This is a genomic window from Rhizorhapis sp. SPR117 (assembly GCF_021742065.1).
Genome location: NZ_JAKKIE010000085.1, coordinates 1 through 10,847 on the forward strand (window position 1 = coordinate 1; position 10,847 = coordinate 10,847).

Annotated in this window: 11 protein-coding genes and 2 pseudogenes; 12 read left to right on the forward strand and 1 reads right to left on the reverse strand. The window is 57.0% G+C overall.

Annotated features, from left to right (window positions below):
* Nucleotides 1-265: 265 nt before the first annotated feature.
* A complete protein-coding gene (locus L3X40_RS19420; RefSeq protein ID WP_237367055.1) occupies nucleotides 266-751 on the reverse strand; it encodes a hypothetical protein in 486 nt (161 codons plus the stop codon).
* A 216-nt stretch (nucleotides 752-967) separates the two neighbouring features.
* Here L3X40_RS19420 and L3X40_RS19425 point away from each other — a divergent pair, with 216 nt between their 5' ends.
* The 12 genes and pseudogenes from L3X40_RS19425 to L3X40_RS19480 all read left to right on the forward strand — a co-directional run.
* Nucleotides 968-1,399: an addiction module antidote protein gene (locus L3X40_RS19425; protein ID WP_237367056.1), complete on the forward strand. Its 432-nt coding sequence runs from the start codon at nucleotides 968-970 to the stop codon at nucleotides 1,397-1,399.
* Nucleotides 1,400-1,529: 130 nt separating this feature from the next.
* Nucleotides 1,530-2,237 carry a CoA transferase subunit A gene (locus L3X40_RS19430; protein ID WP_237367057.1) on the forward strand — a complete coding sequence of 236 codons (708 nt, stop codon included), beginning with the start codon at nucleotides 1,530-1,532 and terminating at the stop codon, nucleotides 2,235-2,237.
* Nucleotides 2,237-2,896 (forward strand): CoA transferase subunit B, encoded by a 660-nt coding sequence (locus L3X40_RS19435; protein WP_237367058.1) that lies wholly within the window; start codon nucleotides 2,237-2,239, stop codon nucleotides 2,894-2,896. Before L3X40_RS19430 ends, L3X40_RS19435 begins: the two co-directional genes overlap by 1 nt.
* 81 nt (nucleotides 2,897-2,977) lie before the next feature.
* Complete coding sequence (locus tag L3X40_RS19440) at nucleotides 2,978-4,303, forward strand: serine hydrolase domain-containing protein (protein WP_237367059.1); 1,326 nt, start codon at nucleotides 2,978-2,980, stop codon at nucleotides 4,301-4,303.
* A gap of 87 nt (nucleotides 4,304-4,390) precedes the next feature.
* Entirely contained in the window at nucleotides 4,391-5,830 is a 1,440-nt protein-coding gene (leuC, locus tag L3X40_RS19445; protein ID WP_237367060.1) for a 3-isopropylmalate dehydratase large subunit, read from the forward strand.
* 112 nt (nucleotides 5,831-5,942) lie between these two features.
* The gene (leuD, locus tag L3X40_RS19450) at nucleotides 5,943-6,527 is read left to right on the forward strand and encodes a 3-isopropylmalate dehydratase small subunit (RefSeq protein WP_237367061.1); all 585 of its coding nucleotides are present in this window, start codon (nucleotides 5,943-5,945) and stop codon (nucleotides 6,525-6,527) included.
* Between the two features lie 138 nt (nucleotides 6,528-6,665).
* The gene (locus tag L3X40_RS19455; RefSeq protein WP_237367062.1) at nucleotides 6,666-6,989 is read left to right on the forward strand and encodes a DUF1476 domain-containing protein; all 324 of its coding nucleotides are present in this window, start codon (nucleotides 6,666-6,668) and stop codon (nucleotides 6,987-6,989) included.
* An 11-nt stretch (nucleotides 6,990-7,000) separates the two neighbouring features.
* On the forward strand, nucleotides 7,001-7,234 hold the full coding sequence (locus L3X40_RS19460; RefSeq protein ID WP_237367063.1) for a BolA family protein: 234 nt from the start codon (nucleotides 7,001-7,003) through the stop codon (nucleotides 7,232-7,234).
* 55 nt (nucleotides 7,235-7,289) lie between these two features.
* A complete protein-coding gene (grxD, locus tag L3X40_RS19465) occupies nucleotides 7,290-7,622 on the forward strand; it encodes a Grx4 family monothiol glutaredoxin (RefSeq protein ID WP_237367064.1) in 333 nt (110 codons plus the stop codon).
* A gap of 71 nt (nucleotides 7,623-7,693) precedes the next feature.
* A complete protein-coding gene (gene recQ, locus L3X40_RS19470) occupies nucleotides 7,694-9,460 on the forward strand; it encodes a DNA helicase RecQ (RefSeq protein WP_237367065.1) in 1,767 nt (588 codons plus the stop codon).
* 125 nt (nucleotides 9,461-9,585) lie between these two features.
* Nucleotides 9,586-9,905 (forward strand): annotated as a pseudogene (locus L3X40_RS19475) (transposase); the annotation flags it as partial.
* Nucleotides 9,906-9,915: 10 nt separating this feature from the next.
* Nucleotides 9,916-10,406 (forward strand): annotated as a pseudogene (locus L3X40_RS19480) (IS701 family transposase); the annotation flags it as partial.
* Nucleotides 10,407-10,847 lie beyond the last annotated feature (441 nt).

The following is a 10,847-nucleotide window of genomic DNA, read 5'->3' on the forward strand; positions in this document are numbered from 1 at the left end:
TCGGTCCGCTCCTTTCCTTCTTAAGCACCAACATCATAACCGATGCCGGGGAAAAGGGGCGGGCCATCCCATAAAGACTGGCGCGCGACCTCCAATATTGCTGCCCGACGCTCGGCTTTCTGAATATCTCGTTTGCTGGGCTTCATGGAGCCTAGTCATAGTAACTGCGGGCTTAACCGTGAAGACCCGTTCCTCTTGAGTGCCCGAATGTCCCGCCGCAGGACAAGTCGGATTTTCGTTGCCGGACCTTCATTGGAAAGGTGGATCAGAAGCGATGCGTGCGGCGATGTTCGGGTTGTCCCTCGTGTCGGTCCGCTGTGTGGGGCGGCCTGTCGATAACCGGGTCAAGTCCGGCCATGCTCAGTCCCGGTATAACCGCCCGCATGGCTGAAAATACCGATGCAGCCGCATCCATTTCCACAAGCAGTTCAATGATCGGCAATGCGGCGCGCTCATTCCCGGCCGCGATCTCGCTCCATAGCCGAAGCAGCACCGCTTCGCTTTCGCTGATCTGTGGCTGGTGAACACAGTGGAAATTCAGGATCTGTCGTCCGTTGCAATTGAGCAGGCACATAGTGATGTGGAAATGGGACAATGTCTCAATCGTCCCGGATTTTATAAAGGCCGGGGCCAATTGGCCTGGCGGACAGTCGCCTCGTCCGCAGGCGGAAACCCATCCACGCATGGCCCATAGCAAAAAGCGGCTGCCCGCTGGCAGGATGCTGACGGACCGGTCGACGAGGTCATACATGCTGATTCCTTCTCTCATAGGCGGTGAAGAGGTCGAGATTTTTTGTGTTGCTATTAATAACTATTAGCAATAATGATTCATACATGATCCTTCGGGATCGTCAAGCAAACGTGCATTCTCTCTCCTCCCTCTCCCCGGAATGCACGTGATACTGGGCGCTGCCGGTCCTTCCCGGTCCGGCAGCGCATTTTTCCGGATCAAGTGAAAGGGAACAGGATGTTCGTAGATTTAAACCGGATCGCCAATACAGTTGAGCTGGGTGCTCCTGCGGCTGCTCAGATCCGCATTGCCACTGCTACTCGCATCGCTGTTGTATTCGCCAGGCTGCAACGGGACCCTCGGCCTGAACTTGCACGCCGTCTGGGGTCCGAAGAGGGAAGCGCGCGCTTTCTTGACCTGGTAGGAGAGATGGGCATGGTCTGGCCCGAGCCCATTTACGTCAATTCACCTTGTTGCCCCCGACTAAGCTATGATGAAATGATGGTGCTCGACCTGCTTGCGGCTGCGGGTCGTCACGATCGGGCAGCCTTTGAGGATTTTCTCTGCGAAATGTTATCTTTGCCTGCGCGTGATCGCCTCTATAGCGTGGCACAGGCCTTCGTGCAGGTTTACGCACAAAGGACAGGCCCCGATATGGGCGGCGATTGATATTCCTGGCTATTTCTGCTGGCCAAGCCACTTCCGTCCTGATAATCGCGCATTCAATGACAGGGTAAATTGACCTGCAACTTTCCTCCCCCTATGTGCGACGCAATGGTGCTTACCGGGAGATTCCTGCATGAAGAAACTTTATCCTGATGCTGAAAAGGCGCTCGAAGGCCTGCTGTTCGATGGCATGCATCTGTGTGTGGGTGGTTTTGGCTTGTGTGGTATACCCGAGCGCCTGATCGACGCAATTCAGGCCTCGGGGGTGAAGGACCTTACCATCGCTTCCAACAATGCAGGCATCAATGGCGAAGGATTGGGCAAGTTGCTGCGGACGCGGCAGGTGAAAAAAATGATCAGCTCCTATGTCGGCGAGAACAAGGAGTTCGAACGCCAATATCTGTCCGGCGAACTGGAGGTGGAATTTTCTCCGCAAGGCACGCTGGCCGAACGCTGCCGCGCGGGCGGGGCGGGCATTCCGGGTTTCTATACCAAGACCGGCGTCGGCACAAAGGTTGCCGAGGGCAAGGAAGTCAAGAATTTCGATGGTCAGGACTATATTCTTGAACGCGGAATTTTCGCGGACGTTGCTATCATTAAAGGCTGGAAAGCGGACGAAAGCGGCAATCTGGTTTTCCGCAAGACCGCGCGTAACTTCAATCAGCCGATGGCGCCCGCCGCGAAAATTTGCGTTGCCGAAGTGGAAGAAATCGTCCCCACGGGCAGCCTTGATCCCGACTGCATCCATCTTCCCGGTATTTATGTAAAGCGCATGATCATCGGCGCGCCTTATGACAAGAAGATTGAGTTCACCACGACCCGCCAGAGGGAGGCCGCATAATGACCACGCATGATGGTATCGCCAAGGGCTGGACCCGCGATGAAATGGCCGCCCGCGCTGCGCGTGAGCTTCAGGACGGCTTCTACGTGAACCTGGGCATCGGTATCCCGACGCTGGTGGCCAATCATATACCCGCAGGCGTTGAGGTAACGTTGCAAAGCGAGAATGGCATGCTCGGCATCGGCCCCTTCCCTTATCCCGACGAGGTCGACCCCGACCTTATCAACGCGGGCAAGCAGACGATCAGCGAACTGCCATCCACCAGCTATTTCAGTTCAGCCGACAGTTTCGCCATGATCCGTGGTGGGCATATCGATCTGACCGTATTGGGCGCGATGGAAATCAGCGAGAAGGGCGACATCGCCAACTGGATGATACCGGGCAAGCTGGTCAAGGGCATGGGCGGCGCGATGGATCTGGTTGCCGGGGTCAAGAAGGTCATTGTCGTCATGGAACACACATCCAAGAATGGCGATCCCAAATTCATTCCCGAGTGCACCCTGCCGCTGACCGGCAAGAATGTGGTGGACATGATCATCACCGATCTTGCCGTTTTCCAGCGGCCGGACCATGACAGCCCCTTCAAGCTTGTCGAACTCGCTCCCGGTATCACAAAAGAGGAAGTCGCCGCCAGAACTACGGCGCGCTATTCAGCCTGATTGTCGCACAACGCTTGCCTGAAGCCCCAATTTTGGCCAAAAGAGCTCATGGGAAGATGGAGCGGGCGCAGGTGAGAGGTAATGGCTGAACGGCAGGATATGACATCCGGTCGAAGTCGGCGCTGGTTGCGCATCGTGCGCGGCATGACGTTACCTGCGTTGCTTGTTGGCGGCGCCTTTCTCTATCTCCAGCATGGTGACCAAGCCGATGCGAGCCGGCCCGCCCTGACAAAGGCAGCCACCTTTCCGATACCTGATGCTCAACCATGGCGATCGGCCATTGATTATGATGCATTGGACGGTCGACTGCGCCTGTTGATGACCCACCGGGAGATGACCGGCCTTGCCATCGCGGTTGTGGAAGACGGAAAACTGGCCTTTGTGCGCGGCTATGGAGTGACATCGCGCGAAACCGGGCAGCCTGTGACCGAACATACGGTGTTTCGTTGGGCTTCGCTGTCAAAAGGCGTTGCCGCGACACTGGCTGCGAAACTGGCGGAGGAAGGCAAGCTTGACCTGAACCGTGCAGTTGAATCCTATGGCACCAGCCTGCGCCTTCCCGATGGTGCGGAGCGGTTGGTGAGCGTTTCGGACATATTGTCCCATCGTCTGGGGCTTGCAAAAAACTCTTACGATGGGCGGCTGGAGGATGGCGGCGACCCGGTGGAGATCCGGCATGAACTTGCCAGCGTGCAAACCGTTTGTCCGCCGGGTACGTGCCACAGCTATCAAAATATCGCTTATGATACTGTCGCTGAAATTATCGGAAAAGTGACTGGCGATAGCTATGCGGACGAAGCGCGTGCGCGATTGTTTCAACCATTGGGCATGGCGGGCACCAGCATCGGTCTGGCCAACCTCACTTGTGCGAGCAGTTGGGCGCGGCCTTATCGGAACGGTTATCCGGTCAAGCTGACGGACGCCTATTATCGCGTACCAGCGGCGGCCGGCGTCAATTCCAACATCGTGGACATGGCCCGCTGGATGGAGGCCCAGATGGGGGAGGCGCCCAAGGTGTTGCCGCCCGCGCTGCTCAAGGGAATTCACGACCCCAGAGTGAAGACATTCGCGCCCTATGGTCGCACGGCCATTGGCCGTGCGTTGCACGACGCCAGCTATGGTCTGGGCTGGCGCAGCTTCACCTATGCCGGGCATCGCATGGTCGGGCACAGCGGGGCAGTGGCGGGCTATCGATCGACAATGATGTTCGATCCGGAGACGCGCACCGGCATTGCGATGTTATGGAACAGCGAGAGCAGCAAGCCTTTTCGGGCGCAGCTTGAATTGTTCGATCTTTATTATGGCCTGCCCGCCACGAACTGGATGGAACTGGACGAGCAGCCTGTCGTCCCCCTGGAGGTGGCGGCCAACGGTGCGCTGAGGACAGCGTCGATATCGGCGCGATAGGCCTGGCTTGTCGGGCACAGCAAATTTAGCTGACCCGAAAGTGCAATTTCCTTTAAAATGATTGCATGAGCGGGTAGGGAACCTGCCATGAATGGACCTATGACTCTTTACGAGAAAATCTGGAACGCCCATGTCGTGGATCGCCGCGACGATGGCACTTGTCTCATCTATATCGATCGCCATCTTGTTCATGAGGTGACGAGTCCGCAAGCGTTTGAGGGGCTTCGTCTTGCGGGCCGCAAGGTGCGTCGTCCCGAGCTTACCCTTGCGGTGCCTGATCATAACCTGCCCACGACCCGGCGCGTTGATGCACAGGGAAAGCGTATTCCGATCACAGACCCCGAAAGCGCGCAACAGCTTGCTACGCTCGAAAGCAATGTCGCGGAATTCGGCATAAAATATTTCGGCGCGACCGATCTGGAACAGGGTATCGTCCATGTCATTGGCCCGGAACAGGGCTTTACCCTGCCAGGAACAACGCTGGTTTGCGGTGACAGCCACACGGCGGCACACGGCGCTCTGGGTGCCCTGGCCTTCGGTATCGGCACGAGTGAAGTCGAGCATGTGCTGGCAACGCAGACATTGCTGCTCAAACAATCGAAGTCGATGGAAATTCGTGTCGATGGCACGCTGGGCTTTGGTGTATCACCCAAGGACGTGATCCTGGCGATCATTGGCCGGATCGGTACGGCGGGCGGTACGGGTCATGTCATCGAATATCGCGGCAGCACCTTTGACGCGATGTCGATCGAGGGTCGTTTGACGGTGTCGAACATGTCGATCGAAGGTGGAGCGCGTGCCGGGCTGTTTGCGCCTGATGAAAAAACCTTCGCTTATCTGAAAGGTCGTCCAATGGCGCCCAGCGGCGCCGACTGGGATGCTGCTGTTGCCCATTGGAAGACGCTTCATACCGATGCAGGCGCGAAATTCGATGTGTCGGTTCATTTCGATGCCAGCGATATCGCACCCAATGTTACATGGGGCACCAGTCCGGAAGATGTTGTGTCGATTACTGGCGCTGTTCCTGATCCAGACAGTTATGCCGATGCATCAAAGCGTGCGGCGGCAATAAAGGCATTGGACTATATGGGCCTGCACAAGGGGCAGAGGATGGAGGATGTCGTCATTGAGCATATCTTCATCGGCAGCTGCACCAACAGCCGTATTGAGGATCTGCGCGCCGCCGCCGCCGTATTGAAGGGACGCCATCTGGCGCCTGGCATCAAACAGGCGCTGGTGGTTCCGGGTTCCGGTCTGGTCAAACGGCAGGCAGAGGCGGAAGGCCTTGATAGAATCTTTACCGAGGCTGGTTTAGAATGGCGCGAACCGGGGTGTTCGGCGTGCCTTGGCATGAACCCGGACAAGGTACCGAGCGGGGAAAGATGTGCATCGACCTCCAACCGCAACTTCATGGGGCGGCAGGGACCGGGCGCAAGAACCCACCTCGTCTCACCGGCCATGGCCGCCGCGGCCGCTGTGACGGGGCATCTGACAGATGTGCGCGAACTTATGGGGAATGACCGATGAAATGGGCTTTTTATCTGTTGCTGGCGGGAACGCTGGGGAGCGGTGTTATGGCGCTTGCCACGGCAGGGCGGGCGGCACCTGATGCATCCGTCGTGTCGGAGAAGGTGAAATAATGGACGCCGTTTCCGTTGTTGAGGGCCGCGCCTATCCCCTGGGCACGAAAAATGTGGACACTGACATGATCATCGCGGCCAAATGGCTGAAGACGGTCAGCCGTTCGGGCATGGGCAAGGGGGCATTCGAAGCGTTGCGGCAGGATGCCGGCAACGTCTTTGACGATCCTGAATATCACGGTGCCCCGATCCTGATCGCGGGCGACAATTTTGGTTGCGGATCAAGTCGGGAACATGCTGCTTGGGCACTTAACGACATGGGTGTCATGGCGGTCATTGCCCCAAGTTTTTCGGATATTTTCGCCAGCAATGCCTTCAAAAATGGCATATTGACGGTGGAGCTGCCGCAGGAGGCAATAGATCGCTTGCTGGAAGTGGCGAGGACCGATCCTATCCACATCGACCTGGACACGCAAAGCGTCACGACACCTTTTCAGGACCGTTTCGAATTCGCGATCGATCCTTTTCGCAAGCATTGTCTTGCCGAGGGGCTGGATGAAATCGGGCTGACGTTGGAACAGGACGTAACGATCGCCCGCTATGAAGCCAGAGAACCGAGCTGGCTTCGACCCGTCACGGCATAGAAGCACCACGATTCAAAGCCGCCGAATTTTCAGGCAGGCATGCAGGTGATAAAACACGTCACAAATTCTCGCGGCCGTTGCGTAATGTCGATGCTGCGCTTACTTTCCATTGAATGACTTCAAACACAGGATGCGCCGATGACCAATTTTAAGGATCGTGAACAAGGCTTTGAGGCCAAATTTGCTCACGATGCAGAGACACAGTTCAAGATCATCGCTCGGCGCAATCGCCTGCTGGGCCAATGGGCAGCGGCGAAAATGGGCCTGACGCAAGAAGAAACCGACGCTTATGCGAAGGCGGTTGTGCAGGCGGATTTTGAAGAAGCGGGCGATGAGGATGTGATTCGCAAGGTATTGGGCGATCTGACATCCGCCGGTGTCGATGCCGACGAGACGATGGTGCGCACTGCACTGGATGAAAAGGCGGTTGAGGCGCGACGCCAGTTCATGGAAACCAAGTAGGAATTTTCGTCATGGCGATGGCCGCACAGGATATCGAGAATATGATCCGTCAGGCGATCCCCGATGCGGACGTCGAAATCACGGATCTGGCGGGCGATGGCGATCATTATGCTGCCCGGGTAGTCGCCGAAAGCTTTCGGGGGATGAGCCGCGTGAAACAGCATCAAGCTGTTTATGCGGCGCTGGGTGGTCGTATGGGCGGTGTATTACATGCCTTGCAGTTGACCACTGCCATCCCCAACTAGACTGGATGGATTTAGCCCGTTCATATGGGCGCCTATTCAATTTTTGGAGCAGTTTATGACAAACGCCGTGAAATCGCGCATCGGGGAGATCGTCAAATCTGCCGATGTCGTACTGTTTATGAAGGGCACGCCGCTTTTCCCTCAATGCGGTTTTTCCAGCCGTGCGATTGCAATTCTCGATCATCTGGGCGTTGAGTTTGAAAGCGTCGATGTGCTCCAGGACCAGGAGGTTCGGCAGGGCATCAAGGAATTTTCCGACTGGCCGACTATTCCCCAGCTTTATGTGAAGGGCGAATTTGTCGGAGGCAGTGATATTATGATGGAAATGTTCGAAGCGGGCGAATTACACCAGCTGATGGCCGATCAAGGCGTTGCACGGCAGGGCTGATGCCGGGCTATTTTGAAAATAGTCGCTATTAGTTCTTTCACCTCCGGCTTGGGCTGTCTATCACGACGCCAATGCCTGCTGATCCGCTTTCCACCCTGCATTCGACCTTTGGCTTTTCCTCATTTCGTGGAGTGCAGGGGCAGGTCGTAGAGCGTGTTTTGTCGGGGCTTCATTGCCTCGCCATCATGCCGACAGGGGCTGGAAAGTCACTATGCTACCAACTCCCATCAGTGATTCTTGATGGCTGTTGCGTTGTCATATCGCCCCTTATCGCGCTGATGCATGATCAGCTCCGTGCGGCACAGGCGCTGGGGTTAAAAGCGGCGAGCCTGACATCGGTTGATGCCGATTGGCGTGAGACGCAGAACCGGCTACGCGAGGGCGATCTCGACCTGCTCTATGTAGCACCGGAACGTGCATCGGGGCAGGGTTTCCGCGATTTGCTGCGCACGTCGAACATCGCAATGTTCGCGATCGATGAGGCGCATTGCGTGTCCGAATGGGGGCATGATTTTCGACCCGACTACCGGATGCTTCGGCCATTGCTTGACGAATTTCCGGGCGTGGCGCGTCTGGCGCTGACTGCTACGGCGGATGCGCATACGCGGGAGGACATCCTTGTCCAGCTTGGTATCCCGCAGGATGGGATGATCATTTCGGGCTTTGATCGCCCCAATATCCGTTACGATGTTCATCCCCGTGCGGGATTGACCCGTCAGATCGCGGACCTTGTAGCATCGCAACCCGGTCCCGGCATCGTCTATGCCCAAACACGCGCCGCGACCGAGAAAATTGCCGCCAGTCTGTCCGTCAACGGCCGACAGGTGAGGGCCTATCATGCCGGACTCCCGCCCGAAACGCGGCGCGCCAATCAGGCGGTCTTCATCGCCAGCGAGGATATGGTGATGGTTGCAACCATCGCTTTTGGCATGGGCATCGACAAGCCAGATGTGCGCTTTGTCGCCCATGCCGGACTGCCCAAATCGATCGAAGCCTATTATCAGGAAAGCGGGCGGGCAGGGCGAGATGGCGAACCGGCGCAGGCGCATCTTTTCTGGGGCGCAGAGGATTTCGCCAAGGCGCGTCAGCGGATTGCGGAACTGGACGAGGCACGGCAACAGGGCGAGCGAACCCGCATTGCATCGCTGGGCGCACTGGTCGAAACAGGGGGATGCAGACGTGCCATATTGCTGCGTCATTTCGGGGAGAATCCACCGGAAAACTGTGGAAATTGCGATAATTGCCTGAGCCCGCCGACCGGCATTGATGTCACGGAAATCGCGCGCAAGTTCCTGTCCGCGGTCTATCGCACCGGCCAAAGCTTCGGCGTTGGTCATGTCGAAGCGGTATTGACCGGCGCAACGAACGACAAAGTGCAACAACGCGGCCATGACCGCCTGTCCGTCTTTGGTATTGTTGAGGGCGAGGAGGCCGCGCTGATCAAGCCTGTGTCGCGGGCGTTACTATTGCGTGATGCGCTGGAAACCAACGAACATGGTGGTTTGCAGCTTGGTTCTGCTGCGCGGGCCATTTTGCGTGGTGAGCAGCCGGTAACACTGGTCCTCCCACCAAAGCGGGAGCGACGTGGCAAGAGGAACCAAACTGCCAATCCTGTCAATGATCCATTGTTCGATGCTTTGCGGGCCTGCCGCCGCGAACTGGCGCTGGAGGCGGGGGTTCCGCCCTATGTCATCTTTCACGACAGCACCCTGCGTGAAATGGCCGAACGACGGCCCGCCAGCCGCCATGATCTGTCTCAGATTTCCGGTGTAGGTATTCGCAAACTGGACGCCTATGGCCAAGCCTTTCTGGAAACCATCATGGGATTTGCACGCTAGTCATCTGGAACTGAAGTTCGATCTATTATAAACAGAGTGCCTCTGTGATAGGGGGCATTGATGGCGAAGGGTATAGCATGCGGGCGCCCGATGGCTGCGCTGGTATTGTCTGAGGACGAGCGCAGCTCGTCATGGATAACTACGCCACACACAAAACGCCGAAGATCAAGGCATGGCTGGCGCGAAGGCCGCACTACCACGTTCATTTCACGCCAACATGGGCCTCGTGGATCAATCAGGTCGAGCGATGGTTCGCCGAACTCACCCGCAAGCAAATCCAGCGCGGCGTACACACTTCCGTCGTTCAACTCGAAGCCGACATCTGCACTTCATCGACAAACACAACGCCAACCCGAATCCCTTTCGATGGACCAAATCCGCCGACGAAATCCTCGCCGCCGTCAAACGCTTTTGCCAAAAAGTAGATCGCACTTTATGCAGCGAACAGGCCGGCGATCGTAGAAGATTGGCGTGGCGATCCGAAGGTATGGTTGGCTCCATTCCTCTTGGCTTTGCGGCACAAGACCAGGATGCGACTGTGTCCTGCGTACATTGCAGGCCTGATTGGCCCAGATGACCGCAAGAGTGTCCAGCCGATGGCGGCTTGTGATGGTGAATTTGGCTGTGACCAACTCCATCATTTTGTCGCTGATGGCGTGTGGGAAAGCGCACCGCTTGAAGCTGTTCTCCTGAAGGAGGCCGACCGTCTGGTGGGGGACGATGCCGGGTATCTTGTTATCGACGACACCGCCTTGCCGAAGAAAGGCAGCCATTCGGTGGGGTGGCGGCGCAATACGCCTCTTCGCTTGGCAAGACATCCAACTGTCGGTCGCTCGTTTCGGTGACGCTGGCTTCCCGCAAAGTGCCGGTGATGGTGGGTCTGCGCCTGTTCTTGCCCGAGAGTTGGACGGATGATGTCGAGCGTTGGAAGGCGGCAAAAATACCACGTCCCTGACGATGTTTGCCGTCTCTGCCGAAATGATGCTGGCTGATGCGAAATGGAAGAAGGTCAGCTGGCGGCGCGGGACCAAAGGCAAGCTGACTTGCCAGTTTGCCGCTTCGTGTCCAGGCCATGCCTGGTGAGCACGAGGTCTGGCTGGTCGATAGCCGCCGCGCGATCGACAAAGTATCGGAACGCGGGCCCCAAATCTTGAACGAGTGTCCATTTGCAGCAGTCCGATAATGGCGTCACATGCAACCGGGGTCCCGCAACGTCGGCACGTCGCCAGCCTGACACCAAAGGTAAGAAAAAATCAAAACCTGATTTTAATTTTCGGTTCCTTTGTCTAGACTTCTAAAAAGGCGCCGATTGTTGATTGTCGCTGAGAAGTGACCCGGTATTTTCATCGAGAAGTGACCCGGCTGGTTTATGTCCCGCGTTGCGGGC

Coding starts and splice junctions, on each gene's coding strand:
- L3X40_RS19455 (WP_237367062.1), top strand. CDS start 6,666: ATGACCAATTTTAAGGATCGTGAACAAGGCTTTGAGGCCAAATTTGCT.
- L3X40_RS19435 (WP_237367058.1), top strand. CDS start 2,237: ATGACCACGCATGATGGTATCGCCAAGGGCTGGACCCGCGATGAAATG.
- recQ (WP_237367065.1), top strand. CDS start 7,694: ATGCCTGCTGATCCGCTTTCCACCCTGCATTCGACCTTTGGCTTTTCC.
- L3X40_RS19425 (WP_237367056.1), top strand. CDS start 968: ATGTTCGTAGATTTAAACCGGATCGCCAATACAGTTGAGCTGGGTGCT.
- grxD (WP_237367064.1), top strand. CDS start 7,290: ATGACAAACGCCGTGAAATCGCGCATCGGGGAGATCGTCAAATCTGCC.
- L3X40_RS19420 (WP_237367055.1), bottom strand. CDS start 751: ATGTATGACCTCGTCGACCGGTCCGTCAGCATCCTGCCAGCGGGCAGC.
- L3X40_RS19460 (WP_237367063.1), top strand. CDS start 7,001: ATGGCGATGGCCGCACAGGATATCGAGAATATGATCCGTCAGGCGATC.
- L3X40_RS19430 (WP_237367057.1), top strand. CDS start 1,530: ATGAAGAAACTTTATCCTGATGCTGAAAAGGCGCTCGAAGGCCTGCTG.
- L3X40_RS19440 (WP_237367059.1), top strand. CDS start 2,978: ATGGCTGAACGGCAGGATATGACATCCGGTCGAAGTCGGCGCTGGTTG.
- leuC (WP_237367060.1), top strand. CDS start 4,391: ATGAATGGACCTATGACTCTTTACGAGAAAATCTGGAACGCCCATGTC.
- leuD (WP_237367061.1), top strand. CDS start 5,943: ATGGACGCCGTTTCCGTTGTTGAGGGCCGCGCCTATCCCCTGGGCACG.